The following is a 26,728-nucleotide window of genomic DNA, read 5'->3' as shown; positions in this document are numbered from 1 at the left end:
ACATTCACAAGCTCTAGTCTTGATGATAATGACCCCATGTCCGAACCTTTGGTATCTGACTCAGAGTCGAAAACTAAACACTTAGGCACTTAAACGGCAATAGAGCCTATTTTGATGCTAAGGCCCTAATAGACTGCCGTCTATTTTCAATAAAGAACATGAATTTCAATAAGATAGAAAATATTTCATTCTTGTGATTGCCAATTTGGGGCAATTGAACGCTGTATAGTAACTCTTTGTTAGCAGAACCCCTTGCTACAAAATAAGAATCGGACATAATGACGGTATTTAGACGGTATTAGTTCCAGTGCCGTCACTAGGGATCCTGAACCTATGAATATCGCAAATTCTGCAGCGCCTATGTCGTTCGACGACATGATATTGACGCAAGGTCGCGAGATATCGCGCAAGCTCAATTTGCTGCGCCATGAAAACTTTCCTCCAGATGCGCGCAAATTGTTGCGTCAGTTTTCAATGGCTGAAGCCGCATATTTTCTAGGCGTATCTCCCAGCAATTTGAAGAAGCTGCATCTGGAAGGCAAGGGTGTTGAGCCAACAATTCTTTCCGGGGGTCGCAGAGCATACTCTATAGAACAGATACAGGAACTGCGTCAGTGGCTTGATCGGAATGGCCGCGCAGAAGTTAAGCGTTATGTGCCACACCGCCGCGGTGATGAAAAGCTCCAGGTTATTGGTGTTGTGAATTTCAAGGGCGGTTCGGGCAAGACAACAACCGCTGCGCATCTTGCTCAGCATCTTGCACTGACCGGTCATCGGGTTCTTGCTATCGATCTTGATCCACAGGCATCAATGTCGGCTTTGCATGGTATTCAACCAGAACTCGACAATTTCCCATCGCTTTACGAAGCTATTCGTTACGATTCAGAACGCAAGCCGATCCGCGATATTATTCGTCAGACGAATTTCCCAGGCCTCGACATCATTCCTGCGATGCTGGAACTGCAGGAATATGAATATGATACGCCGCTTGCCATGCAGAATGGTGGCGAGGGCAAAACCTTCTTCAGCCGTATTGCGGTGGCTTTGTCCGAGGTTGATCAGGATTACGATGTGGTGGTGATCGATTGCCCGCCGCAGCTTGGTTATCTTACGCTCACCGCACTTTCGGCCGCAACATCGGTGCTAATCACTGTTCATCCGCAGATGCTCGACCTTATGTCGATGTCGCAGTTTCTGCTTATGCTTGGTGACATTCTCAAGACCGTTCGTCAAGCGGGGGGGGCCGTGCATCTTGATTGGTTCCGTTATCTGATCACGCGCTATGAGCCGACTGACGTGCCACAAGCACAAATGGTTGGTTTCATGCAGAGCATGTTGGCATCGCATATGCTCAAACATCAAATGCTCAAGTCAACCGCGATCTCGGATGCGGGTCTTACCAAACAGACACTTTATGAGGTCGAGCGTTCATCCATGAATCGCGGGACCTATGATCGCGCTATGGAAGCGATGGAACTTGTGAATTCGGAAATCCGAGGCCTCATACACGAGGCCTGGGGTCGTTAGACTGCCGTCTAAGTTTGAAATAATGAAATGAAATCAGTCTTATGCCTGGTTTAAGGATATGAGAATGGCACGGAAAAACATTTTTGAAAGCGTCATGCGCCCGGAAACAACGGAAGAACAAACCGCTGCACCGATGGAAAGTTCGACGCGTCGTTTTGGTGCCGCAAAGTCTCTTTCCGCATCAATTGATGAGTTAGCGAAGCAGGCTGCACAAAAGTTTGATGGTGAAGCCATCGTTGAACTCGATCCGGCGGTTCTCGACGTTTCCTTCATAGCTGATCGTCTGCCAGAAGCGAATGATCAAGAATATGCCGAGCTTCTCGAAGCTATTCGGGAAAGAGGGCAAGACAGCCCGATCCTCGTTCGCCCTCATCCGCAGACTAGTGGCCGTTACATGATCGTTTTCGGTCATCGCCGTGCAAGTGTAGCACGTGAGCTAGGCATTAAAGTCAAGGCTGTCATAAAGCCTCTGCAAGACCTTGAGCATATCCTGAGCCAGGGTCAGGAAAATTCTGCACGCGCCAATCTCAGCTTCATTGAACGTGTGCTGTTCGCGGCTCGCCTCGAGGATATGAGCTTTAGCCGCGAAGCAATCCAGGCAGCTTTGTCAGTTGATTATCAAACCTTGTCAAAAATGCTGACAATTCCTCGCGCCATTCCTGAAGATATGCTGGTGGCAATTGGTGCTGCAAAGGGTATCGGGCGTGATCGCTGGCTGGAATTGCGCAAGCTTATAGAAATGCCGGGCAAAGCCGACGCTGCGCGTGAACTAATCTCAACTGCTGCTTTCAAAAATGCCCAGTCTTCAGCACGCTTTGAACAGCTCTATGGCGATCTCAAGGGAACTGGTCAGAAGAAGCCTGTTACCAAAGCATCTGCGAGAACAGGGACTACATGGACGCCCGAAGATAAGAGCGTCAATGTCGTGGTCAAACAAACCGGTAAAACAGCTACTCTGGCGCTTGGTGCTGCCAATGGCCAACGTTTTGCTGACTGGATTTCTCGCAATCTCGATACGCTTTATGCGTCATTTCGCGATGAGGAGAAGTGAGGAAGTCATTTCTTGCTGCGGCAACTCAAGTCCACAGCATGTTGAATAGGAGACCCCGAGTGCGTCAAATGCATATTGTTGAGTATGGCGCGCTTAGATAATGAGGAAAACTTATCCCTCACGTAAGCGTAACGCGTAAAATCCGAGTGAGTGCGAGTGATGGTCACTTGCAAGAGCAGTGGAAAAGGAAATCGAAGCAAAAGAAAAAGGCCCCCAAACGTCGCCGCGTGGAAGCCCTTCTCATTGGTTTAGCAACTAGAGAATCGCAAATTCACGAATCACTGTCAAGTGTTATTAGCGTCATTTTGGCGGTTGGATTTCTTTTGCCTTGTAGAAGGTGAAGGAAAATGGAGTCTCAATTCGGCTTGACGCCTTTTGGCCGTCAAAGGATGACTCATGCCTTGTTGTCAATGCAGCAAAAAGCACGAGAAATTCCTGAAGGATCAGCTGTCGATAAATGGCAGCTTCATCGCTGGCTCTGCGAAGGCAAGAGCATTCTGGGTATTAGCGATCGCACGCTTGCGGTTCTTGCAGCGCTGCTGTCTTTTTATCCTGAGAACACGTTGAGCGAAACCAATAGTCTCATTGTGTTTCCTTCCAACAAACAGCTCTCGCTACGTGCCCATGGTATGGCCGATGCGACTTTGCGCAGACATCTCGCAGCGCTGGTCGATGCGGGTCTCGTCACGCGCCAGGATAGCCCAAACGGCAAACGATATGCGCGCCGTAACAAAGCCGGCGATGTAAAACTTGCCTTTGGGTTTTGCCTTACACCACTGCTTGCACGCAAAGATGAAATTGAAGCAGCGGCAGAACAGGTCAAAGCCGATAAAACCATGCTTCGTGAATTGCGCGAGCAACTAACCCTGATGCGCCGCGATATAACGAAAATAGTTGAATTTGCCGTTGAACAGAAACTCAACGGTACATGGACTGACATCAGTACAGTTTTCCGAACTGTCATAGACACAATTCCGCGCCGTGCTAGTGCAGAAGAACTGCGTATTTTAATCCAAAAACTTGAACAGATTTATGCTGCAATCGACAAAGCATTGAAAAACAATCAAAATTCTCAGGAATTGAGCGGCATAGAGTCTCAAAATGAGCGGCACTATTATGAATCAAAACCAGAATATCATATTGATAGAAGCCTTGCAGAACCGGAAACCAAAACGTGTTCTTTGATTGGAAAACCATTACAGAAAACCGCTGTTTCCCTTGATTTTGTCTTGCGAGCATGTCCCGAAATCGCGTCTTATGCTGCCCAACCAATCACGCAATGGCATCATTTGATTGATACGACTGATAAGGTCAGAGGATTTATCGGGATCGATACCCGACTTCATCAATTCGCTCTGAATATCTTAGGAAGAGAGAACACAGCCATTGTTGTTGCTTATCTGTTGCAACGATATGGCGATATTCGGTCCATAAGCGGCTATCTACGCATTCTCGTGGAAAAAGCTGCCGAGGGTGGCTTTTCTATAAAAGCTTTGATGAGCAGCGCTCTGCATGGCAAACATCGTGAGATAACGGCAAAGCTGCAATGAGAAAGGCGCCAGAGCTTCCTCTGACGCCTCAATCTTGGAATATTTCGCTGCTTAGGCGTGATTATCCGTAACAGCTTTGTCTTCGTCCTTGGTTTTGACCAGTGAAACCACAATACCTGCACCAAGAATTGCAAAGGTAATACCCAGCGACCATGCGGGAGGGAATTTCTCCCAGCCCATTAAGTCCGCAATGAACATCTTGGAGCCGATGAAAATCAGCAGGATGGACAGTGCATATTTGAGATAGGCAAAACGATGCAAAATTGCAGACAAGGCAAAGAACAGAGCTCTGAGGCCGAGGATTGCAAAGATATTGGAGGTGTAAACGATGAACGGATCAGTCGTTATCGTGAAGACTGCAGGCACTGAATCCACTGCGAAAATCAGATCGGCAAATTCGATCATGACCAGCGCAAGGAAAAGCGGCGTAGCAAAACTCACCATCTTGCCTGTTTTGCTGTCCTTAATGCGTACGAAAAACGCATTGCCGTGCAGTTCATCTGTCACACGCATACGTTTGCGAGCAAAGCGCAAGATTGGATTTTTACTCAAATCAGGCTCTTCGTCATCACCTGAGAAAAGCATCTTGATACCCGTTACGATCAGGAAGACCGCAAAGAGATAAAGAACCCAGTGATAATTTGCGACGATTGTGGCACCCAGGCCGATCATAATGCCGCGCAGAATAATAACGCCGAGAATACCCCAGAACAGCACGCGGTGCTGATACTTTCTCGGAATCGCAAAGAAGCTGAAAATGAGCGCAATGACGAAGATATTATCGAGTGCCAGGGTCTTTTCGACCACAAAGGCCGTGAGATATTGCGCTGTCGCCTCGCTGGTCATCTGCCACCAGACAAAGCCGGAGAAAGCTAGGCCAAGCGTTATATAAAACGCTGACATCTTGAGGCTTTCGCCGATCTCGATCTCATGGTCTTCTTTGTTAAAGACACCCAGGTCCAGCACTAAAAGTGCAAGAACAATGCCAATGAACACCAGCCACATCCAGACCGGTGTTCCCATAAAGAGTGTAATGAAAATTTCCATTTCCGACCTCTGATTTAATTAACAAGGTCGGCGAGGATTTGACCGGGCTGACCTCGAGCTTACTCGAAGTGGTCCGACATCACGGTTTCAGGAAACCGCCAGAGGGGCCCGGTCCACATTGTTTAGATAGAAATCGAATGGTCCGATTCAAGACTATGGCTAATATTTTATGATTTAGCGGTGCTTTAGAAATTCAGATCGTCGAAAGCTCTGACAATTGCATCTTGCGGGCATCTATTCGCCACCATGCTGGCCAGTAGAATTCGTGCCTGACCGGGGCGCAATGTCTGAGAACAGACCGCACCGGCCTGAACCAGATCAAAACCGCCGCCGCCGCCGCCATATCCTGGCACCAGAATACCGGTTGGAACGCGGCTTGAAATCACAACCGGGATATTAAGCTGGGCGCATTGTACTATGGCATTGATGATACGGACATTTGCATTGCCTGAACCAAGCGCTGCAAGCACGATACCATTCGCTCCAGCATTGATGCTGGCTTGAATATGAACGTCGTCACAACCGGGATGAATAGCGACAATGTCGATGCGCATTCCACTGACAGGGGCAAGCAGGGGAATAGAGTCTGGTGTTTTAAGTTCGCGCACAGATCTGAAAGCGTCGGCATCATCGCTGCTATATTTAAAAGCGCCCCAAGCGGGAACAATCCGACCGCCAAACGCAATCAGCACGCCCTTCTCCGAATTGGCGGGATCGGTAGCCAGACCGATTGCTGCGGTCAGATTCGTTGGGCCGTCAGCATCAGGATGATCTGCGGTGAATTGTGCGCCGGTGAAAATAACCGGCTTGGAAGGATGCCTTTGCAGATGAACAAGGAGGGCCGTTTCTTCCATGGAATCTGTGCCGTGAAGCACAACGATACCATGAATTGCCGGATCATTGAGTTGTACCTCAACGGCATCGCTGATGGTCTGCATATCGAACAATGTCAGGCTGGATGAATCCTTGGCCATCAGATCGATAGCACGAAGCTCTGCATTCACGTCACCCAGAGTTGCCAGCAGATCGTCGCCACTCAGCGTCGGTGTGCTTGCGCCGTCTTCCCCGCGCTTACTTGCAATAGTTCCACCAGTGGCGATGATCGCCACCAATGGTTTGAATTGCGTATTATTCACTCCTGCCCCTCACTTGTCAGCATGTCCTGTCTCGGCTGCGCGTTGCGCTGCCAGACGATAGATTCGTTCACGCAGACAATACCAGCCAATAACCAGTGCGGGTACAATGATAATCAGCGAACCTATAGTATATGAGCCGATCGGGTAATCGAAAGCCATAAGAACCAGAACGCCAAACAGGAAGAAAAGGGTGAGAATTCCGGTATATGGCGCGCCGAACATACGAAATTGCGGACGGGCAATTTCGCCCTTGCGTGCGAGATACCATAGCTTGAGCTGGCAGAGAATAATGACAGCCCATGCAGTGATGATACCCAGTGAGGCCAAATTGAGCGCAATTTCAAATGCTGCTGCAGGAACAAAGGCGTTCAGTGCCACGCCGATTGCAGTCACAACGGCCGTTACAGCTATGCCTACATAGGGCACGCCATTCTTGTTCATCTTGGCAAGCGATGCAGGCGCAGAACCGGAAACGGCCATGGAATGAAGAATACGCCCGGTCGAATAGAGACCGGCATTCAGTGATGACAGAACAGCGGTCAGCACGACAAGATTCATAATAACATCAGCACCCTCAACGCCGATTTTGCTGAAAAATGTCACGAACGGGCTCTCTCCACCCGAATAAAGGGTATGAGGAAGAAGCATCGTCAGAAGCAGGACAGAACCGACATAGAAAACCAGCAGGCGGAAAACGACAGTTTTAATCGCACCGGGCATGATCTTGCGCGGATCCTCGGTTTCACCAGCTGTTGTGCCGATCAGCTCAATCGAGGCATAGGCGAAAACAACGCCTTGTATGATCACAAGGGCGGGTAATATGCCGTTCGGAAAAAATCCTCCGCTCTCGCGGATAAGATGGAAGCCCGGCTGATGACCATCAATCGGCGTGCCGGTGACGACGAAATAAATACCGACGATCAGGAAAATCACCAGTGAAAGCACTTTGACAAGGCTGAACCAGAATTCCAGTTCGCCGAAAACCTTAACCGAGAGCAGGTTCATCGACAGCACAAGGATCAGCGCCGACATGGCAAACATCCACTGGTCGATACCCTCAAGCCACGGCACATAATGTTTGAAGAAGTTCATATAGAGCGCGACAGCGGTCACGTCCGCGATTGATGTCATCGCCCAGTTGAGCCAATACATCCAGCCGGCTGCAAAAGCCATCTTCTCTCCATAGAACTCGCGTGCATAGGAGACAAAAGAGCCGGAGCTTGGGCGATGCATGATTAATTCGCCAAGGGCGCGCAGAACCAGAAACGCAAAAAAACCACAGACGGCGTAGACGATTACCAGCGATGGACCAGCTTGCACTAACCGTCCACCTGCCCCCAGAAACAGACCCGTACCAATTGCTCCCCCAATAGCAATCATCTGGATTTGACGCGGCTTCAGTGCTTTGTGATAGCCACTGTCCTCTTCTTTGAAGACTTCTCGCTCGGCTTTCGTGGCCTTGATAAATTCGGTTGTCATCGCTCCTCCCTGAGAGCCTGGTTTTGAATAAAGAAATAGCTTTTATGAAATGCTTGGCGGTAAACCATATAGCTTTTGATTTTCTGTAAAGCTGTAAGACAAATTCAATGAAAGTCTTAACGCACATCGAAATTCCCCAGTCAAGGTGACTCGATTGGCGTTTTTTGAGGTGATACAGGGGGGCTGGGCCGAAAGAAGCTTAATGCCGATGGCTAATTTTAAGAATGATTGTGCAACAAATTCAAAATTTTATATTGGGTTTTGGACACCCTTACAGGATGCCAAAACAAGCCTGATTAGCACTCCGGATTAAATGTCCGGCGTCGCTTTTTCTTTCGATATAATCGTCGTTACCGCGAGTTTCACTTGGCCGAGGTGGTTCTGCATGGCAAGACGCGCCCGTTCTTCGGAGCCGGACTGGATGGCCTCTGCGATCTGGCGATGCTCGATATTGGATGCGGTACGGCGACCAGCCATCAGGTTGACGAGCTCCGATTGGAGCGAGAGTGCATCACGGGCATCCGTAACAATATTTGCGAAAACAGCGTTGCCTGACGCCAAAGCAATGACGCTGTGAAACTCAGTGTCAAGCAGGACCCATTTATGCAGATCGGTTTGCTTGTCCATGCGCTCGCAAAGATCCATGAGCTTGGCGATCTGTTCCTGCGTATGGCGGATGGCCGCCCAGCCTGCTGCTGGCACTTCGATGAAAGGACGCGCTTCAATAAGATCGTTGGCAGAATAGCCACCATAGCTAAGCTCAAGACCGGGGGAAGATTTGAGCACATAGGTGCCACTGCCGGTGCGGGTCTGAGTGAGGCCCAGCGTTTGCAGCGAACGCAGTGCTTCGCGAACGATCGGGCGACTGACGCTATATTTTTCGGCTAACCGTGCTTCGGAGGGGAGGCGGGTGCCAATCTCAAGACGGCCGGTTGTTATTGCGGAGCGAATGTCTTCAAAGACAATTTCAGCAGCGCTTTTTCTGTTAACCGGCGTGCTATTGGATAACCAGTCAATCACGTCCCAACTCTCCCACATTCATACAACTTGTCTAACAGCTAGGCAATTTGTGTGGGGAGGGCAACCGTTGTTTTAGATAAAATGCGTGTCTGGAGCGCATCCTGAAAAGTTCGCAGCGGTGTTTGGATAAGGTGCGCGTTCAAAAAATGTCAGAGCGGTAAGGCGTGATAACGTCCGTGATGATAGATAAGAGGCTCACCGTTCCCGGTCACGATTTTAAGCGCGCGACCGATGATGATGGCATGGGTATGCCGCTCAATCACGTCTTCCACTTCGCAATCAATCGAAGCGAGTGCGCCTTTGAGTGCCAATGCACCAGTTTCAAGCGCATACCATTCGGCCCCCTCATAGCGCGCCGCACCCTTTTCGCCGTTTCGTCCCGCAAAACGATCGGCAACGGCTTGTTGCTTAGCGGATAGAACATTGAGGCAGAAGCGGCGCTCAGTATTGATGACAGGCCAGATAGACGCAGCCAGATTGATATTGACGATAATTGTAGGTGGCTCAACGGAGAGTGCCGTTGCAGATGTCACCGTTGCGCCTGTTTTGGCCTCGCCCGTGCCTACGGTTACAACGCTGATGCCAGCAGCAAGCTGGCGCATTGCCGCTTTGAGTTCATCTGCCGTGGCTGTTTCGGGCACTAAATCAAGTGCAGTGGAATTCAGTCTGTTTGGATGTGCCATCAATCATGCCAACCGGAAAACCTGTGGGGCAGGCTTTCCGGCCTTTGTTTGGGGGATGCTTATAAGTTCTAGCTTATGTCTGGCCGAGCAATATTGAGGTGATCCCGTAATGTCGAGCCCGTATATTCGGTGCGGAACAGTCCGCGATCCTGAAGGATCGGTACGACCTTTTGGTTGAAGTCTTCAAGACCGCCTGGAAAATAAGGTGGCATCACGTTAAAGCCATCGGCAGCTTTGCCTTCAAACCATTCCTGCATCCGGTTGGCAATCTGCTCTGCCGTGCCGAGCACAATATGATGACCACGGCCGGCAGCGACGCGCAGCGCCAGATCGCGAATGGTAAGGTTTTCGCGGTGTGCGAGATCGCGCAGGAGTTCTGCACGGCTGCGAAGCTGGTCGGAAATTGGAAGATCCGGCAGGGGGCCATCGAGATCGTATTCGGCAAGGCTGTGGCCGATGCGCTCTTCGAGCAATGGCATGGCACTTTTGATGTCGGTCCAGCGATTGAGTTCTTTTAGCTTTTCCGCAGCATCCTCGAAGCTATCGCCGATGATTGGCATGAAGCCCGGCATCACGGCGACGCTGTCGGCATCGCGACCGGCCTTCACCACGCGTTCCTTCAGGCTTGCATAAAAGCTTTGCGCTTCCGGCAGGCTCTGCTGGGCCGTGAAAACAATATCCGCAATGCGTGCTGCGAGATCCTGACCGGGGCCGGAAGATCCGGCCTGAATGAGAACCGGATGGCCTTGCGGCGAGCGCGGAATATTAAGCGGCCCCTGCACCGAATAATATTTGCCGGTATGGTTGAGCACATGCACCTTATTGGGATCGGCATAGACGCCCTTTTCCTTGTCTTTTGGAAACGCGTCGTCGTCCCAGCTATCCCAAAGGCCGCGAACAACATCGACGAACTCTTCGGCAACCGCATAGCGCTCGTCATGTTCAGGATGGCTTTTTGAGAAGTTGTTTGCCGTGCGGGCATAAGACGTGGTGACGATGTTCCACGCCGCACGTCCATGGCTCAGATGATCGATGGACGCAAAAGCGCGTGCGGTATGATAAGGCTCGCCATAGGTGGTCGAGGCTGTTGCCGCCAGACCGATCTTATCTGTCACCATGGCAAGCGCGGATAGAAGCGTCAGCGGCTCAAAACGTGCAACCATCGATGGATGCGCATCGGTGCCGCTGGTCAGGCCGTCTGCCAGAAAGAGCATGTCGAACTTCGCATCTTCAGCTTCTTTCGCTACACGGCGAAGCAGATCGAAATTCTCGCTGCCAGATTCGGCATTAGGGTGCCGCCAGCCAGAAACATGGTGGCCTGCACCTTGCAGAAAGAGGCCCAGATGCATTTGTTTCTTGGTCATATTTTTACTCCGGGGACTGGTTGAGCAATGAGATGAGCTTTTGCAAGTCGTCTGCGCTGGTCATGGATTGGACGAGGTCCGGTATGCCTGCAAAGCGCGGATCGTCCTTCGTTGCGTCTTTGAATTTGTCGGTTGGGTCGCTGATGCTCGGCAGGCCATCAACCCGTTGCGAAAGCGTCGAGCCGTCTTTGAGCGTCACATCAATGATGACAAAGCGGGTTTTCGGATCGGGAGAAAGACGCGGCGCGCTTTCATCATGGCGACGTGTAACTTTCGCTGCAAGTTGTGCCAGATCGGCATCCACTGGTTGCTCATCAAAATGCGCAATGGTGAGTTTTCCGTCGCGCAATGCAGCAGCAAAAACATATTCCGGGCTGAAACGCGCATCGATCCCGGTCACGGGCCTGGTCGTCACCAATGCGGCATCACCGCCGGGCGGAAAGGTGATGGACACTGCTGCAATCTGATCAGGTTGCAGCGCTTTTTCATGGCGCAGCGCCAATGCGCCGACCGCAACGGGATGTGCTGCCGTGCAGCAGGGGAAAGCCTTGAGCGTCAGACCCGGCACGACAATCTGCCATGGTGCACCCCAGCCTTGCGTAACACGCGTAACGTCTTCCGCTCCAAAGGCAAAGGCTTTGAAAAATCCGATAGAACTATCGATGAAATCCGGTGCACCCTGAAATCCGGCTTCTGCCAGTCGCGCAGCCGTCAGGCCAGCGCGCGCGGTAAGTCCGGCATGAAGTGGTTTAGCATCGTAGCCAAATTGCAGGCGAAGCCCAGCCGACTGTGTGGCAGCAAGACCGAGCGCGACGGCGGTGGTCGCACCATCGAATTTGAGAAGATGGGCAATGGCCGCCGCAGCGCCGATTGTGCCAAGCGTTGCGGTTGCGTGAAAGCCTGTTTCATAATGTTTCGTGCCCATGGCAAGGCCAAGCCGCGCCATGGTTTCAAGCCCGACGATATAGGCGGAAATGAAAGCCTCTGCGCTGACATTGCTTTCTGCGGCAACCGAAAGAATGGCCGGTACGATGGCGATGGTCGGATGTCCGCGCACACTGCCATGCACATCATCATAATCGAGCACATGGGCTGCATGACCGTTGATCAGCGCTGCCGAAAAAGCATCGGCCTTTCCGTTACTTCCAATCAGCGCAATGTTGCCGCCCGCGCCCAAAACCTTTTGTACAAGAAGCGTGCTGCGATCATTGGCACCGCCAAGCGCGCAGGCCAGAAAATCGACAATTGCCGTGCGGGCAAGGGCGATTGCTTCTGACGATGGTTTTGAGCTGACAATAGCTTCACTCAGTCTGTGGGTGATCTGATCCGTCATGTCAGATGCCTTCGCCGCCTTCGTTGATCCGGTTCCCAGTCCCACCAAGACCATTGACGAAAGCGCTGATACGCGGGTTCTTCGATTGATAGAAAAGCTGGTCCGGCGAGCCGTGTTCGATGATGCGGCCGTTTTCGGTAAACACGATCGTATCGCTGATTTCTTCAGCAAAGCGCATTTCGTGGGTTACGAGAATGCTGGTCATGCCCTCATTGACGAGATCGCGAATAACGGCAAGTACTTCGCCGACGGTTTCAGGATCGAGCGCAGAGGTGACTTCGTCAAACAGTACCAGTTCGGGGCGCATGGCAAGCGCACGCGCGATAGCCACGCGCTGCTGCTGACCGCCGGAAAGTTCACCCGGATAGGCATCCGTTTTATGTTCAAGACGTACTTTTTTGAGCAGTTCTTTTGCGTGGCGTTCGGCTTCGGCTTTTGGCGTGCGCAGAATTTTGAGCGGCGCAATTGTGATGTTTTCCAGAACTGTAAGATGTGGGAAAAGATTGAACTGCTGAAACACGATGCCGATCCGCTTGCGCAGTTTAATACGCTCGGCTTCGGTTTTAAGCTCGTCCACGCGGGTCGAACCCACGGTGATTTTGCCAGATTGCGGGATCAGCAAACCATTGATGCAGCGCAGAATGGTCGATTTTCCCGAACCCGATGGGCCAATAATCGAAACTGCATCGCCTTTGTTGATTTTAAGGTCGATACCCTTGAGCACTTCATTCTGCCCGAACGACAGATGAACATTTTCCAGTTCGACAAGTGTGGTTTTGGTGGTGTCGTTCATGTGAATTCCAGATCCTTGTCAGCGGGAGGAGAGCCGCTTTTCGAGCCGCTGCGTAAAGCGCGACACGGGATAGCAGAAGAGGAAGAACGCCATCAGCACGGTTAGATAGATGATGACGGTGAAGTCATTGCGCTGCACAGCGGTGCTTGCATCGGTTGCCGAGTGCAACAATTCATGCACGCCCACGAGTGAGGCCAGAGCCGTTCCCATGGTGATGGAGGTATAAAGGTTCATCCATGGCGGCAGCGAACGCTTGATGCATTGCGGCAGAATGATATAGCGCAGCGATTGCAGACGCGAAAAGCCCAAGCCCTGTGATGCTTCCCATTGTGCCGTCGGGATCGACTGAATGGAGCCACGGGTGATTTCTGCAATATGCGCGCTTGCCGGAATTGCGAGGCCAACGACCGCCTTGATCCAGTCAGGGAAGGGGACGTAATTGCCAAACACCACCAGTTCAAACGGGAAAATATAGGTGGCGGCGAAGATCAGCACGAGATGCGGCGCATTGCGGAAAATCTGCACATAGGTGATCGCCGGTGCGCGGATGATCTTATAGGGCGCAAGCTCCATAACGCCGAGAATGACACCCGCAAGCGTGCCGAGCGTGATCGCAAAAATGCTGATCAGCACATTCATGGCAAAGCCCTTGCCAAGATAAGGCAGCCAATCGACCCATATCTGGCCGAGCGATGGATCAATATAGAACCAGAACGCGACTGCAAGAATGATGGTCGTGAATGTGAGCATTGCAGGTGACAGCCGGATACCGGGCTTCTGTTCAATTGCGATATTCATTGGCCATATCCCGGAATTGCAAGGCGCTTTTCAAACCAGTAGCCAAGGCGTGCGACGATGAGATTGATGATGCTGAAGAACAGCAGAATGACCAGCATCAGTTCGACAACATTGTCGCGCTGCGTCCAGATCAGAATGGAGGCGTAGGTGATCTCGCCCACTGCAATCGCTGAACCCACGGTGGAGAGTTTCACCAGATTGACGAGATTATTGACTATGGCAGGCAGCGCTGTGCGGATCGCAAGCGGCAGTTCGACATAAATCAGCACTTGCAATGAATTGAAGCCGATGGCTCTGGCTGCTTCAATCGTCGTGCCGGGCACGGCCTCGATGCCACCGCGCAGCGCTTCGGCGTGAAGGGCTGCGATATGCAGAGCAGTGATTGTGATGAGCCAGAAGAACGGTGTCAGCGGATTGTTCTGTGCACCGCCGATTGCATTTGAAATCAGCATATTGAGCACAAGGAATCCGCACATAAGCTGAACTAGCGTTGGCGTATTGCGGGTGAGTTCGACATAGCCGCGCACTGGCACTGAAAGCCAGCGCTTGTTGGATGTCAGCGCCCCAGCAAACAAAAAGCCGAAAACCAGGCTTAGCGGAATGGTGATAACAACCAGCTCTAGCGTGGTGACCATGCCATGAAACCAGATGCCTCGTTCATAGCTGCTGTTGAGAAATTCATAATTGAGGCCGATTGCGCTGGTCAGTTCGATAAAGCGCGAAATCAGAGCTTGTTCCATTGAAACTATCCGGTAACTTTCCGCAGACGCTCTGGAGGTGCGGACGGATAAACCGCCCGCAAATAGTCTGGTTTATAAGTCGAAATTTACAGGGTCCCGAATTACTGCGACTTGAGCTTGTTGTGCTCTTCTTCCAGATAGCTGAGGTTTGGAAGGCGGTTTGCCTTAGCAATCTCGATCATCTTGCCCGATGCATGCAAATCGCGAACAATCTTGTCGAGCGCTGCTTCGGTATCGTTTTCGTCCTTCTTGAACCAGATGACAGAATCCGAAGGGATGAGATCGGTCGGGATCAGAATAGCATAGTCCTTCCACTCATCGGCGCGATCCTGAAGCAACAGGCCGAGCGTGCCGCTGACGTGAACCGAGACGTCGCAATTGCCGCCTTTGAGCGCCAGAAGCGATTCCGGCTGGCTTGGCAGTGCCTTGACATTGGCACCATATTCTTCTGCCAGCGGCTGGGCATAGTTGGAACCTTGCGAAACGCAGGCGATCTTGCCCTTAAGGTCGTTCCAATCCTTGATACCACTGTCTTTACGGCCAATGGCGGCACCGCCCATGCGGTCATAAGGCGTTTTCACATAACCAAGCGATTTTGCACGCTCTTCGGTATACTGCATATTGGCGATCAGAACATCGACCTTGCCCTGCTGAAGAAACTGTACGCGGTTTGGCGGTGTGACGGTCTGCGTTGCAAGCTCAACCCCAAGTCCCTTTGCCAATTCCTTGGCAATATCGATGTTGAGGCCCTTCTGCTCCTGGGTTTTTGGATCGATGTAGCCAAATGGTGCGCCCGAAAGGATGACGCCGACGGTCAGCTTGCCCTTGGCCTTGATGCGATCCAGCGTTGCATCGGCGTGTGCCGCACCGGACGCCGCAAGCGCCATAAGCGAGCCCGCAATGAGAGTTTTTGTCATGTTTTTGACGCTGAGGAGCATGGGGGATTTCCTTCGTTTAAGCTGGTGCGAATTTAAGGAAGTCGAACCCTCTTTACGACGAACGGAATTCCATTACTGAAATCAGAGTTAGAATATCGTTCTAATAAACTTGAAACTTGGCATGAAATTCTGGTTCACTCTTTTTGAGAGCTTATCAATGTGTTCTCACACGAATCCAGCTATCCAGTTACGGATAAATTGGTAATGTCTGATCTACGAGCGTGCGGGTGGACGACAACCGCGCGGGATGAGGGACAACTACAGAAGAGTGACATTCATGTCTGTTCGGTTTAAACGCCTTTTACTGGCCTTTACGACTGCGTTCTGCTTTGCGACATCATTGAGCGCTCACGCCGCAGAAACACGGCAAATCGAGACCACGCAGGATGCCGATTATTTCGGCTTCGATCTGCGCACCGAAAAGAATGTCTCGCTTGCGCAATGTAAAAGTATCTGCCTTGGCGATAATGCCTGTCTGGCCTTCACCTATAATCCGAAGGTTAAATGGTGCTTTCTGAAAGCCGATTTCAACAAGCTCAATCAGTCTGTCGGCTCTATTGCTGGCCGTGTTGTCACGGAATCTCCCGCTGCCGTTGCTGTTGAAGACATTGGCGCGCCGCCTGCCATCTCCTTATTTGCTGCCAATCTGGTTGACGAAGCCCGGCGTCTGAAGCGTGAGCTGGCCGCTCTGGACAGCTCTGACAGCCTTAGGACGCTGCGCAATGAAGCGGGAGCGGCAGGCATGAATGGCGACCCGCGCACAGCGATGGAAAAATTTCGCCTCGCTGCCAGCATGTCGCCGGACGAAAGCGAAATCTGGGCTGGATATGCACTGTCAGCGCTTGCGACCGAGCCGTCCAATGGTCAGGAACGCTCCAAATTCCAGCGCGATGCGACATCGGCCTCGTGGTTTGCCTACCAGACCTCACGCACCAAGGATGAGCGCGCGCAAGCGCTTGCCGTCATGGCGCAGGCACTCGAAAAGCGCGATGCATCACGCCCGGCTCTGCAGGCTTATGAAGCGAGCCTTGATCTCGTCAATTCGGCATCGGTTCGTGCCGCCTATGAAGATCTAAAGGCCCGCAAAGGCTTCCGCATCGTCAATAATACGGTTGATAATGACAATGCCGCGCCGCGCATCTGCGCGCAGTTCTCGGAAGAACTGGTCAAAAGCGGTGTCGATTATTCAAGCTTCGTCCTGCTCGACAATGCTGCGCCAAAAGCCGTTGACGCCAAGGACCGCCAGATTTGCGTCGAGGGTCTGGAACATGGCCGCAATTATACGGTGACTTTTCGTCAGGGTCTGCCATCGGCTGTTGGCGAAGTGCTGCCAGCTCCGGTCAATCTTTCGATCTATGTGCAGGACCGCGCGCCATCCGTGCGCTTTACCGGCGACAGCTTTGTGCTGCCTGCCAAGGCACGTCGCGGCATTCCGCTGGTCAGCGTTAATCTTGATGCTGCGAAAGTGAAGCTTTACCGCGTTGGCGACCGTTCGCTCGCACAGCTTCTTTCCGGCTATCAGTTCCTGCGCCAGTTGGACAGCTACGACATCAGCACGGTTTCCGATCAGATGGGTGCGCCTGTCTGGGAAGGTGAGATCGAGGTTGCAGGCAATCAGCTGAACAAGGAAGCAACGACCAGTTTCCCGGTTGATGAAGCCCTGCCGGAACGCAAGCCCGGCGTCTATGTGCTAACCGCTGAACCGCTGGTTCAGAAGTCCGATGATGAATATGGCACCAAGGCAACGCAGTGGTTTGTCGTTTCCGACATCGGCCTTTCGACCTATACCGGGCAGGACGGCATCAATGTATTTGCCCGTTCGCTGGAAAGCGCGGAGCCGCTCAAGGGTGTGAAGCTGAGCTTGCTTGCCCGCAACAATGAAGTGCTGGGCGAAGCGACCACTGACAGCGATGGCCGGGCGACGTTTACGCCGGGACTGACACGCGGCACAGACGGCATGGTGCCAGCGGTGCTGATGGCAAGTCAGCATGATGAGGATTTCACATTCCTCGATATGGCTCGCGCTGGTTTCGATCTTTCCGATCGTGGTGTGACGGGCCGTGCAGTGCCCAAAGCACTTGATCTTTATGCATGGACTGAACGCGGTATCTATCGTGCTGGCGAAGTGGTGCATGTGGGTGCGCTTGCGCGTGACGATAATACCAACGCAATCGACGATCTGCCACTGACCTTCATTTTCTCGCGTCCCGATGGTGTGGAAGATCGCCGTCTTGTTTCTGATAGCAAACTGTCGGGCGGTCATGCCATCGACCTGACCTTGCCAACCAACGCGATGCGCGGCACATGGTCGGTGTCGATCTATACCGATCCCAAGCAGCCAGCGATTGCCACGCAGATGTTTCTGGTTGAAGATTTTGTGCCGGACCGGATCGAGTTTGATCTGACGTCCGACAAGCCGGAAATCGCTGTTGGCGAAACCGCCAATATCACCGTGGACGGTCGTTTCCTCTATGGTGCGCCTGCCGCCGGTCTTGCACTTGAAGGCGAAGTAACACTTTCAACCAAGCGTCAGTGGGACCGCTTCAAGGGCTATTATTTCGGCCTCGCCGATGAAGAACAGGGCGAAGCCACACGCCTTCCGCTCGATGGACTGTCAAAAGTCGATGATAACGGCAAGGCGACTTTCCCGGTTGCCGTCGACGAAATGCCGTCAACGACACGTCTCGTCAATGCAGCTGTGACCGTTCGTATGCGCGAAACCGGTGGTCGTGCGGTTGAGCGTAAGATCGATGTTGCCATTCAGCCGGAAACTGATCTCATCGGCATTCGCCCGGATTTCTCTGGCGATGAAGTCCCGCAGGGCGGGACGGCGAAATTCAGCCTGATCGCCTCTGACAGCAAGGGTGATCGCAAGGCGCTTGATGGCGCACAATGGTCGCTGGTCAAGATCGAGCGTAATTATCAGTGGTATCGCAGTGGCAACAGCTGGAACTACGAACCAGTGACTTTCACCAAGGCGATTGCCAACGGCAAGATTGACCTTACAACCGATGGCGAAGCTGAAATCAGTCTGCCGGTCGATTGGGGGCGTTACCGTCTGGAAATCGAAACAGCTGATGCTTCGGGTCCGGCCACAAGTTATGAATTCGATGCGGGCTGGTATGTCAGCTCGACCTCGACCGAAACACCGGACGGGCTCGAAATCGCGCTCGACAAGGAACATTATGCGGCGGGCGATACGGCAGAACTGAAAATCTCTCCGCGTTTTGCCGGTGAGTTGCTCATCACCATTGGTGCGGAGAAGCTGCTTAAGACAATCACCGCAAGCGTGCCGGAAGGTGGCACGACCATCGATATTCCGGTGGGTGAGGATTGGGGTGCGGGTGCCTATGTAACAGTAACGCTGTTCCGTCCGGGTGAGGCTATTGAAAGCCGTATGCCAGCGCGTGCGATTGGTCTTAAATGGCTGAAGGTCGATCCTGCCGACAAGCAGCTTGCAGTCAAGCTGACCCCGCCTGAAAAGATCATACCGCGTTCCACACTTTCCATCCCGGTTTCGGTTGAAAATGCGGGTGGCGAGCAGGCCTATGTCATGGTCGCGGCAGTCGATGTCGGCATTCTCAATCTGACACGCTATCAGCCGCCGAACCCTGAAAACTGGTTCTTCGGCCAGCGTCAGCTGGGCCTTGAAATGCGCGATATGTATGGTCGCCTGATCGATGGTTCGCTCGGCGTCACCGGCAAGCTGCGCACAGGTGGCGATGGTGGCAATATGGCAGCGGAAGGCAGCCCGCCCACCGAAAAGCTGGTTGCGCTGTTCTCCGGTCCGGTTGAAATCGACAGTGACGGCAAGGCAACAATCACTTTCGACATACCGCAGTTCAACGGTACAGCACGTGTGATGGCTGTTGCATGGACCAAAAAGGCCGTCGGTCAAGCTGTGTCCGATGTGATCATCCGCGATCCTGTGGTCATCACCGCTGGTCTGCCACGCTTCATGGCCCCTGGCGATCAGGCCAATATCCGCTTCGATATTGCCAATACGGATGCACCGGACGGCGATTATCGTGTTAGCCTTGAGACCACCGATAATCTCGGTGTTGAGGTTGGCTCCTACCCTGAAAGCATCGCGCTTAAAGGTGGCAAACGGCAGTCTATCACCGTTCCACTCAATGCGTTAGCAACGGGTGCGGGTGGTGTGACGATCCGGCTTTCCAACGATGCAGGCCTCAATGTTGAACAGGCCTTGGCCTTGCCGGTGCGTCCGGTCGATCTGCCGGTCACGAGCCGCCATGTTGTCAATCTCACGGCCAATGGCGGAAGTGTGCGGGTAGATGGCGGACTTCTGTCTGAAAGCCTGCTTGATGGTGCTTTTGTCAGCGTTGGTGTGACGCGAAGTGCCGCATTTGATGTGCCAGCTTTGTTGATGGCGCTCGACCGCTATCCTTATGGCTGCACGGAGCAGACAACCAGCCGCGCACTGCCGCTGCTTTATTTGAGCGAAATGGCGGCAGGTACGGAAGCGGCAGCCAATCTTGCGAGTTCAGGTCTGGAAAGTCAGGAAGAACTTAAGAAGCGCGTACAGGATTCCATCTTCCGCGTGCTCAACAACCAGTCTTCGAGCGGTTCGTTTGGCCTCTGGTCGCCGGGATCGGGTGATCTTTGGATGGACGCCTATGTGACGGACTTCCTGACACGTGCCCGCGAAAAGGGCTATGACGTGCCGCAGCAGGCGATGCTGTCCGCACTTTCTAATCTGCAAAATGCGCTCGGCTATACCACCGACGTCAAGGAACGCGGCAACGACATTGCCTATGCGCTCTATGTTTTGGCACGCAACAAGAAGGCTTCGGTTGGCGATCTGCGTTACTTTGCCGATACCCAGCTTGAAAACTTTGCAAGCCCGATGGCCGTTGCGCAGCTTGGTGCAGCATTAGCGCTTTATGGTGATCAGCCGCGTTCGGAACGCGTGTTCAATTCGTCGCTCCAGCTCGCAACCAGCCAGTCCAGCTACGACTATAATCGCTCCGATTATGGTTCGCCGCTGCGTGATGGCGCGGCAATGCTGGCTCTTGCGTCGGAAACCAAGCCTGCGCCGAAAGTGCTGCCATCGTTGATTACGCTGGTCGAGTTCCAGCGCGAAAAGGCACGTTATCTCAGCACGCAGGATCAGGCATGGATGCTGCTTGCAGCACGCGGGCTTCAGGATGACAATGGCGCAATCAGCCTCGACATCAATGGCACAGCGCATCAGGGCGCGTTCTCCGAGCGTCTCAATGGTGCAGCCCTTGAAACGCAGCCGCTGGTCGTCACCAACAAGGGGCAGGGTTCGGTTGATGCGGTCGTCACGGCTGTTGCAGCACCTGCTCAGTCACTGCCTGCGGGTGGAGAAGGTTTCAACATCGAGCGCACTTATTATACGCTTGATGGGGGAGCTGCCAATGTCACCGGGGTCAATCAGAATGAGCGCTATGTTGTTGTTCTGAAAATCGACGATCTGCAAGAATGGCAGTCGCGTCTGCTTGTGACCGATCTGCTGCCAGCCGGTTTCGAAATTGACAATCCGGGGCTTGTTTCCAGTGCCGATCTTGGCAATTTGCCGTGGCTTGAAAGCACACAGGCAGCGCATCTCGAATTCCGCAACGATCGCTTTGTTGCTGCTTTCGACCGTTCCGCAGGCGAGAAGAAGCCGATTACGCTGGCTTATGTGGTGCGTGCGGTGACGCCGGGTCTCTATACGCATCCGGCAGCAACGGTTGAGGATATGTATCGTCCGCAATTTGCAGCGCGCACGGCGACAAGCATGATGGAGGTGGCGGCACCGTAAGCCATGATCCCGAAAAGTGGGAACCGGTTTTCGGACAAGATCATGGCCAAACAAATGAAGAGGCGTTGGAAAATAGCGATTGGCGGTGCCGCGTTTCTCGGCATAGCTGCACTCGGAACCGTAGTCGGGATTGACTGGCTCGACCGCGCCTATCCTCCGCCTTTGCCGGAACGGCTGACCATTTCCACCGAAGTCATGGATCGCGACGGCGCTTTGCTGCGTGCCTATGCAACGCCGGACGGCTATTGGCGCTTGAATACGCGGATTGAGGATGTCGATCCGAAATTCGTGAAGATGCTGATCGCCTATGAGGACAAGCGTTTTTACGATCACGGCGGCATCGATTTCTGGGCGCTGTTGCGTGCGGCAACACAGCTTGCAGGCAGTGGGCGCATTGTGTCAGGCGGCTCAACGCTTTCCATGCAGCTTGCCCGACTGATCGAGCCGCGTGAAAGCCGTAGCTTCGGTTCCAAATTCCGACAGCTGGCGCGAGCGATCCAGATCGAACGACGGCTGAGCAAGTCTGAAATTCTCGAACGTTATCTGACACTCGCGCCCTATGGGGGCAATCTGGAAGGCGTACGGTCGGCATCGTTAGCCTATTTTGGCAAGGAGCCGCTGCGCCTCACTACGTCTGAAGCAGCGCTTCTTGTGGCATTGCCGCAATTGCCGGAGCGCCGCCGCCCGGATCGCGAGATGGAGAATGCGGTTGCCGCGCGGGATCGTGTTTTAAAACGCATGGTAACGTCCGATGTGTTCACGACCGAGGAAGCCGAGCGTGCATCGCGTGAGCGCATATCCGCTACGCGTCATCCCTTGCCTTCATTGGCCGCTCACTTTGCCGATCTCGCTTTGAAACAGGCACCGACCGAGGCCCGGCATCAGCTGACGCTTAAGAAGTCGGTGCAGGCTGGGCTTGAAGTTGTGGCACGCGAAGCTGCTGCGAAGCTTGGGCCAAAAGTATCGGTCGCCATGGTGCTGGCCGACAGTCGCAACGGCAATATCTTAGGCGAAGTCGGCTCCGCTGATTATTTCGATGGCAAGCGGCAGGGCTGGATCGATATGACCCGGGCCGTGCGTTCGCCCGGCTCGACGCTCAAGCCTTTCATCTATGGGCTGGCCTTCGAGCAGGGACTGATTGCGCAGGAAACCATCATCGAGGACCGCCCGCAGGATTTTGCAGGCTATCGTCCGCGCAATTTCGATATGAGCTATCAGGGCGATGTCAGCATCCGTCAGGCGCTGCAAATGTCGCTGAATGTGCCGACCATCAGCTTGCTTGATGCAATCGGTCCTGCGCGGCTCACCACGCGCATTCGTCAGGCGGCGGTCAATCTGCAATTGCCGAAAGGTGAAGCGCCGGGACTGGCTATCGGCCTTGGTGGCGCGGGCATCAGCCTGCGCGATCTGGTGCAGCTCTATACTGGCCTTGCCAATGGTGGGCGAGGGGCAGCCCTTCGTGACGGCACCGAGGGTTCAGAGCCTGTGCAGCCATCGGCTCCCATTCTGAGCGAGCAGGCATCGTGGCAGATTGGCGATATTCTGGCCGGTGTCGTGCCGCCGCAAGGCGCGAAACGCCTCGGCCTCGCTTACAAGACCGGCACCTCCTATGGTTATCGCGATGCATGGTCGGTCGGTTATGACGGGCGTTATGTGCTGGGTGTCTGGGTCGGGCGTGCCGATGGCGGCTCGGTGCCGGGCCTTGCCGGTTATGTTTCGGCAGCGCCCATCCTGTTTGAAGCCTTTGTGCGTTCGGGCGTTGCGTCAGTGCCGCTACCGCGTGCGCCTGCTGGCGCATTTCGGACAGCACGCGCCGATCTTCCTGTAACGCAGATACGCTTTTCATCGAGCAGCGATCCTCTGCCGGTTCTCAAAGCCACGATTGAGCCAGCACCGCGCATCGTATTTCCGCCGGATGGCGCGCATGTCGAACTGAAAGCCCTGACCGACAATGCCTCGCCGCTGGTGCTGAAATTGCAGGGTGGACGCGCACCGTTTCGCTGGCTTGCCAATGGCAAACCGATTGCTGAACCCAACCGCCGCCGCACGGCCGCATGGCTGCCGGATGGCACCGGCTATTCCACACTGACCGTTGTTGATGCAGGCGGACGCGCTGCCAGCGTGAAGGTTTTCATCGAATGAACTCACATCCTGATAAGTCTACTTAAAGCGGCGTTTTTGCATAGCCCTTCGAGAGAATTGGCCCTGTTGGGCGTCCTGTGGGCGAGCCGCCAGCAGGTTCTAAAGTAAGCTCGTAAAGCTGTTCGCCGCGTGGCAGAGGCAGGTCTGGCCCCTTCAACACTGCGGAATGTGCACCCTCAAGCAACCCCATTGAGACAGGCCCCATCTCCTGTGAAGGGAGCGTCCAGACCTGAATGGTTTTACCCGACGGAATTTCGACATTGTTCAAGAGCCGCACACGCGCATTTTCATTGCCAAAATCTTCGACGACTGCCTGAACACCTCCGGTGTCATCCAGCAAAACGGCAATCACCACCGGCTCAACAGTTCTGGTGAGCGACCATCCCAGACCAATAGCAAGAAGAATTGATGCTGCTGATGCTGATAGTGCCGCCAGCCGCCAGCGATTAATGCCCTGCCTGTTATCATTGGCGCTTGCGATACGTGGGGTCGATGGAGCGAGATTATCCGTGAGTTTACTTTGAACGGCCTGCCAGAGGCTTTCATCCACGGCCATTGGTGTAATGGAGGTATCCAGTGCTAAGAAACGTTCGCGGCTGCTGGCAATTGCCTTTTTCAGCGCTTCATTGCGGATGATTTCGGCTTCCACCTGCACCATTTCGTGGGCATCAAGCAGGCCGAGCACATATTCATCGGCGAGTTCTGGAATATTATCGAATGATTTTATCATGTCATGCACGCCCGCAATGCGCTCAAACCGCGGCGTACCCACGATTTTGCAGTGCCCAGAGGTATCTGTAATCGACCCGCGATCTCACCATGCGTATAACCGCCGACATAGGCCATAAGAATGCCATCCCGCTTGTCTTTGTCGAGGGATTGAAGACAATCCCTCAGCTGGCTTTTCTGATCAAGTTGATGCCAGGCGGTTAGAATTTGGTTTGAATGTTCGGCTTCTTTCAAGGTGTCGACGTCATCAACAGTCTGTTCGCGTTTGCCGTCGCGCAAGGCATTCAAGGCCCGATTGCGCACAATCGCGTATATCCAGCCTTTGGCAGAACCTTGGTCCGGCGCATATTGATGCGCATGCGTCCAGATACGGATCAACGCTTCCTGTAAAACCTCTTCTGCAAGCTCGCGGCGACGAAGAATGCGCTGTGCAACAGCGAGCAACCGGCCCGCTTCCTGATCAAATATGGCACGGAGCCCTGACCGATCGCGCCGCACGCAGGCAGCAATAGCCTTTGCCAGTTCATCCGACTGCCCGCCCATTCCACAAATCTCCTCATCCGAAAGCTAACCTAACCCTAATTCCTATACGCAGGAAACAGGCAAACAGATGCATTGGAATTTTATTTTTCTTATGTGCATCCAAACGGCCGGTCTCGCGTGTCTAGACATTAGAGGCGCTGAAATCCACGACCTGAACGGCCGCTTCAAACCCGAAACAAAGGAGAACAATCATGCGTATTATTCAGTTGGCACTGGCTACATCGACAATTCTTGGGGTTTCGATCATTCATGGTATGGCTGCACCCGCCATTGGCCTCGTTGGCGATAAATCGCTGGTGATGTTTGACACAGATGACGCCAAAGTCACAAAGACGCTGGATGTGGAGGGCGTTGAAAAGCTGCTTGGTATTGATTTTAGACCTGCCGACAAAACCGTTATCGGGGTTACCGAAGATCATCGGATCGTCACGATTAATCTTGAGAGTGGCGCTGTAACAGATGTCTCAAAAATGAACGAGATGCTGCCACTTGCAGAAGGGCAGGCGGTTGTTGTCGATTTCAACCCAATGGCCGACCGGCTTCGCTTCATGACCGGCACGACAAATCACCGTGTTCATCCGGATACGGGTGAAGTGACGGTTGATGGCAAGCTTGCTTTTGAAAAGGGTGATGCGGGCGAAGGCTCGGAAGATAAAATTGCTGCTGCCGCTTATACGAATTCAATCGGCAAGCCTGAAAAGACCGCCATGTTCAATATTGATGCTGGCAACAAAACGCTGGTTCAGCAAACCAAGCCAAACGATGGTACGCTGAAGACAATCGGCAAGCTCGAAATCACCGAAAGTCCTGAAACCTATGCTTTTGATATTCACGGATTGGGGGAAGGCAAGAACACGGCTTATCTGGTTGGTGACAACACGATTTATACCGTGAACCTTGAAACGGGTGCCGCCACGAAGGTCGGCACTATCGAGAAGCTTGATAATAGCGTGCGCGATATAGCTATTCTTCCAGCTTCGTAATCTTATTTGAGCGGTTCCTGTTAAGCAGAATATTAGGAACCGCTCTATCGCTCTATTTTTACGCATTGTCCTACGCAAAGCCGCTTCGCACTTTTGCTGGAAATGCTCTGGTGGGCCGGTTTCAGATCGGCCCTCTTTCAGCTCTTTGCTCTTCCAAAATCTGATGCTCAACGCGTTGTGCAATCGCGGTTAAGTCTAAGTCGTGTCCAGCAAGCTTCTTGATCGCTGCCACCACTAGGTCGCGCGCAACATAGTCCGACTTATGCCCCATTCCCTTTAAGACGATTAGTTCTGAGCGATGAATGTCCTTCGCCAGTCGCTTTGCATGGACTTCTGGTGACACAATGTCATCGGTGTCGCCGGTGACAATAATCGTCGACACAACAATATTCTTATAGTTTTTATATGCACTTTCGGCCCAGTCACAAAGTGCACCGAGTTCCCGTGCATTATGCCGGAAGGCGCGGGGCCGCAATGCCTGCCATGCCTTTGTTCGACAAGTGTAATCTCTAGGATACTTATTCGGCGTAAAGACGGATTTCATAGCGGTTCTGAGGCTCAGCAACCCAAATATTGGAGCGATGAGCAGGCCGAACAATGCGCCGATTACGGGCATCTTGGCTACATCATTATACCAGGCGATACCGCCCACCCACGGATAGACGGCTGGTGAAAGAAAAATCAAACCCGATACTTTTTCAGGATGGCGAACAGCCAGAGCCGCAGCCACCGCTCCGCCGTAAGAGTGGCCGATAATCGTCGCACTTTCTATGCCGCGCATTTGCATGAGTTTGGCTATTGCATCGGCTTGTGCGTCGGGTCGAATGTTTTCTACCGGTCCGAACTCTGACTTTCCATGTCCCGGACGATCCACAAAAAGCATCTGGATGTTATCTGGCCGCATATCGCGAAAAGTGTAAAGCGGGTCGAGAAGGCTGGTGCTTGCCCCATGGATAAATATGACTGTAGCGGAAGGAGGCGAGGATTTGGAAGGGAGAAGAAGGCTGTTTAGTTTGTAACCGCCTATATCGATCAAAACGGCCTCGTCTCGATAATCCATAAATGTCCTCAAAATTTTCGTTTG

General features: G+C 53.1%; 20 protein-coding genes. 6 read left to right on the top strand and 14 right to left on the bottom strand.

Annotated elements, in window-relative coordinates:
• Window positions 1-333 precede the first annotated feature (333 nt).
• From repA to repC, 3 genes are all read left to right on the top strand, one after another.
• Window positions 334-1,527, top strand: a complete 1,194-nt coding sequence (repA, locus tag CEV31_RS18315; protein WP_094509276.1) for a plasmid partitioning protein RepA — start codon at window positions 334-336, stop codon at window positions 1,525-1,527.
• Between the two features lie 64 nt (window positions 1,528-1,591).
• Window positions 1,592-2,578, top strand: a complete 987-nt coding sequence (gene repB, locus CEV31_RS18310) for a plasmid partitioning protein RepB (protein ID WP_094509274.1) — start codon at window positions 1,592-1,594, stop codon at window positions 2,576-2,578.
• Window positions 2,579-2,925: 347 nt separating this feature from the next.
• Entirely contained in the window at window positions 2,926-4,128 is a 1,203-nt protein-coding gene (gene repC / locus CEV31_RS18305; protein WP_094509272.1) for a plasmid replication protein RepC, read from the top strand.
• A gap of 51 nt (window positions 4,129-4,179) precedes the next feature.
• Here repC and CEV31_RS18300 read toward each other — a convergent pair whose 3' ends face one another.
• The 11 genes from CEV31_RS18300 to CEV31_RS18250 form a co-directional block, all read right to left on the bottom strand.
• Window positions 4,180-5,175 (bottom strand): TerC family protein, encoded by a 996-nt coding sequence (locus CEV31_RS18300; RefSeq protein ID WP_094509270.1) that lies wholly within the window; start codon window positions 5,173-5,175, stop codon window positions 4,180-4,182.
• Between the two features lie 185 nt (window positions 5,176-5,360).
• On the bottom strand, window positions 5,361-6,311 hold the full coding sequence (locus CEV31_RS18295) for an asparaginase (protein ID WP_094509268.1): 951 nt from the start codon (window positions 6,309-6,311) through the stop codon (window positions 5,361-5,363).
• A 9-nt stretch (window positions 6,312-6,320) separates the two neighbouring features.
• Complete coding sequence (locus CEV31_RS18290) at window positions 6,321-7,790, bottom strand: amino acid permease (protein ID WP_094509266.1); 1,470 nt, start codon at window positions 7,788-7,790, stop codon at window positions 6,321-6,323.
• A gap of 309 nt (window positions 7,791-8,099) precedes the next feature.
• Window positions 8,100-8,828 (bottom strand): FadR/GntR family transcriptional regulator, encoded by a 729-nt coding sequence (locus tag CEV31_RS18285; protein ID WP_094509264.1) that lies wholly within the window; start codon window positions 8,826-8,828, stop codon window positions 8,100-8,102.
• A gap of 131 nt (window positions 8,829-8,959) precedes the next feature.
• Complete coding sequence (locus tag CEV31_RS18280) at window positions 8,960-9,493, bottom strand: flavin reductase family protein (protein WP_094509262.1); 534 nt, start codon at window positions 9,491-9,493, stop codon at window positions 8,960-8,962.
• Window positions 9,494-9,561: 68 nt separating this feature from the next.
• Entirely contained in the window at window positions 9,562-10,857 is a 1,296-nt protein-coding gene (locus tag CEV31_RS18275) for an LLM class flavin-dependent oxidoreductase (RefSeq protein WP_094509259.1), read from the bottom strand.
• A 4-nt stretch (window positions 10,858-10,861) separates the two neighbouring features.
• Complete coding sequence (locus tag CEV31_RS18270; RefSeq protein WP_094509257.1) at window positions 10,862-12,190, bottom strand: MmgE/PrpD family protein; 1,329 nt, start codon at window positions 12,188-12,190, stop codon at window positions 10,862-10,864.
• Between the two features lies 1 nt (window position 12,191).
• Window positions 12,192-12,983: an amino acid ABC transporter ATP-binding protein gene (locus CEV31_RS18265; RefSeq protein ID WP_094509255.1), complete on the bottom strand. Its 792-nt coding sequence runs from the start codon at window positions 12,981-12,983 to the stop codon at window positions 12,192-12,194.
• An 18-nt stretch (window positions 12,984-13,001) separates the two neighbouring features.
• Window positions 13,002-13,733 (bottom strand): amino acid ABC transporter permease, encoded by a 732-nt coding sequence (locus CEV31_RS18260; RefSeq protein ID WP_235818163.1) that lies wholly within the window; start codon window positions 13,731-13,733, stop codon window positions 13,002-13,004.
• A 44-nt stretch (window positions 13,734-13,777) separates the two neighbouring features.
• Window positions 13,778-14,521, bottom strand: coding sequence for an amino acid ABC transporter permease (locus tag CEV31_RS18255; protein ID WP_094509251.1), 744 nt, complete (start codon window positions 14,519-14,521; stop codon window positions 13,778-13,780).
• 101 nt (window positions 14,522-14,622) lie between these two features.
• The gene (locus CEV31_RS18250) at window positions 14,623-15,459 is read right to left on the bottom strand and encodes a transporter substrate-binding domain-containing protein (RefSeq protein ID WP_094509249.1); all 837 of its coding nucleotides are present in this window, start codon (window positions 15,457-15,459) and stop codon (window positions 14,623-14,625) included.
• A 277-nt stretch (window positions 15,460-15,736) separates the two neighbouring features.
• Between CEV31_RS18250 and CEV31_RS18245 the strand changes: the two genes are divergently transcribed.
• Together CEV31_RS18245 and pbpC are read left to right on the top strand one after the other, a co-directional pair.
• On the top strand, window positions 15,737-21,247 hold the full coding sequence (locus CEV31_RS18245; RefSeq protein ID WP_094509246.1) for an alpha-2-macroglobulin family protein: 5,511 nt from the start codon (window positions 15,737-15,739) through the stop codon (window positions 21,245-21,247).
• A 42-nt stretch (window positions 21,248-21,289) separates the two neighbouring features.
• The gene (gene pbpC / locus CEV31_RS18240) at window positions 21,290-23,389 is read left to right on the top strand and encodes a penicillin-binding protein 1C (RefSeq protein WP_094509244.1); all 2,100 of its coding nucleotides are present in this window, start codon (window positions 21,290-21,292) and stop codon (window positions 23,387-23,389) included.
• A 22-nt stretch (window positions 23,390-23,411) separates the two neighbouring features.
• Here the strand turns inward: pbpC and CEV31_RS18235 are convergent, their stop codons facing one another.
• Together CEV31_RS18235 and CEV31_RS18230 are read right to left on the bottom strand one after the other, a co-directional pair.
• Window positions 23,412-24,119 (bottom strand): anti-sigma factor, encoded by a 708-nt coding sequence (locus CEV31_RS18235; protein ID WP_169717397.1) that lies wholly within the window; start codon window positions 24,117-24,119, stop codon window positions 23,412-23,414.
• The gene (locus CEV31_RS18230) at window positions 24,116-24,661 is read right to left on the bottom strand and encodes a sigma-70 family RNA polymerase sigma factor (RefSeq protein WP_094509239.1); all 546 of its coding nucleotides are present in this window, start codon (window positions 24,659-24,661) and stop codon (window positions 24,116-24,118) included. The genes CEV31_RS18235 and CEV31_RS18230 overlap by 4 nt, the downstream gene beginning before the upstream one ends.
• A gap of 191 nt (window positions 24,662-24,852) precedes the next feature.
• On the opposite strand from CEV31_RS18230, the gene CEV31_RS18225 reads away from it, so the two are divergent.
• Window positions 24,853-25,644 (top strand): DUF4394 domain-containing protein, encoded by a 792-nt coding sequence (locus CEV31_RS18225; protein ID WP_094509237.1) that lies wholly within the window; start codon window positions 24,853-24,855, stop codon window positions 25,642-25,644.
• A 121-nt stretch (window positions 25,645-25,765) separates the two neighbouring features.
• On the opposite strand, the gene CEV31_RS18220 is transcribed toward CEV31_RS18225, so the two are convergent.
• Window positions 25,766-26,680: an alpha/beta fold hydrolase gene (locus CEV31_RS18220; RefSeq protein ID WP_235818159.1), complete on the bottom strand. Its 915-nt coding sequence runs from the start codon at window positions 26,678-26,680 to the stop codon at window positions 25,766-25,768.
• Window positions 26,681-26,728: the final 48 nt, after the last annotated feature.

It is taken from the genome of Brucella thiophenivorans (assembly GCF_002252445.1).
GTDB lineage: Bacteria > Pseudomonadota > Alphaproteobacteria > Rhizobiales > Rhizobiaceae > Brucella > Brucella thiophenivorans.
The sequence above is the reverse complement of the archived record's forward strand: the minus strand, read 5'-3'. Positions and strand labels throughout refer to the sequence as shown.

What these genes read in the sequence shown, in the direction of transcription:
- repA (WP_094509276.1), top strand. Translation starts at nt 334, where the DNA reads ATGAATATCGCAAATTCTGCAGCGCCTATGTCGTTCGACGACATGATA.
- repB (WP_094509274.1), top strand. Translation starts at nt 1,592, where the DNA reads ATGGCACGGAAAAACATTTTTGAAAGCGTCATGCGCCCGGAAACAACG.
- repC (WP_094509272.1), top strand. Translation starts at nt 2,926, where the DNA reads ATGGAGTCTCAATTCGGCTTGACGCCTTTTGGCCGTCAAAGGATGACT.
- CEV31_RS18300 (WP_094509270.1), bottom strand. Translation starts at nt 5,175, where the DNA reads ATGGAAATTTTCATTACACTCTTTATGGGAACACCGGTCTGGATGTGG.
- CEV31_RS18290 (WP_094509266.1), bottom strand. Translation starts at nt 7,790, where the DNA reads ATGACAACCGAATTTATCAAGGCCACGAAAGCCGAGCGAGAAGTCTTC.
- CEV31_RS18285 (WP_094509264.1), bottom strand. Translation starts at nt 8,828, where the DNA reads ATGTGGGAGAGTTGGGACGTGATTGACTGGTTATCCAATAGCACGCCG.
- CEV31_RS18280 (WP_094509262.1), bottom strand. Translation starts at nt 9,493, where the DNA reads ATGGCACATCCAAACAGACTGAATTCCACTGCACTTGATTTAGTGCCC.
- CEV31_RS18275 (WP_094509259.1), bottom strand. Translation starts at nt 10,857, where the DNA reads ATGACCAAGAAACAAATGCATCTGGGCCTCTTTCTGCAAGGTGCAGGC.
- CEV31_RS18270 (WP_094509257.1), bottom strand. Translation starts at nt 12,190, where the DNA reads ATGACGGATCAGATCACCCACAGACTGAGTGAAGCTATTGTCAGCTCA.
- CEV31_RS18265 (WP_094509255.1), bottom strand. Translation starts at nt 12,983, where the DNA reads ATGAACGACACCACCAAAACCACACTTGTCGAACTGGAAAATGTTCAT.
- CEV31_RS18260 (WP_235818163.1), bottom strand. Translation starts at nt 13,733, where the DNA reads ATGCTCACATTCACGACCATCATTCTTGCAGTCGCGTTCTGGTTCTAT.
- CEV31_RS18255 (WP_094509251.1), bottom strand. Translation starts at nt 14,521, where the DNA reads ATGGAACAAGCTCTGATTTCGCGCTTTATCGAACTGACCAGCGCAATC.
- CEV31_RS18250 (WP_094509249.1), bottom strand. Translation starts at nt 15,459, where the DNA reads ATGCTCCTCAGCGTCAAAAACATGACAAAAACTCTCATTGCGGGCTCG.
- CEV31_RS18245 (WP_094509246.1), top strand. Translation starts at nt 15,737, where the DNA reads ATGTCTGTTCGGTTTAAACGCCTTTTACTGGCCTTTACGACTGCGTTC.
- pbpC (WP_094509244.1), top strand. Translation starts at nt 21,290, where the DNA reads ATGGCCAAACAAATGAAGAGGCGTTGGAAAATAGCGATTGGCGGTGCC.
- CEV31_RS18235 (WP_169717397.1), bottom strand. Translation starts at nt 24,119, where the DNA reads ATGATAAAATCATTCGATAATATTCCAGAACTCGCCGATGAATATGTG.
- CEV31_RS18230 (WP_094509239.1), bottom strand. Translation starts at nt 24,661, where the DNA reads ATGGGCGGGCAGTCGGATGAACTGGCAAAGGCTATTGCTGCCTGCGTG.
- CEV31_RS18225 (WP_094509237.1), top strand. Translation starts at nt 24,853, where the DNA reads ATGCGTATTATTCAGTTGGCACTGGCTACATCGACAATTCTTGGGGTT.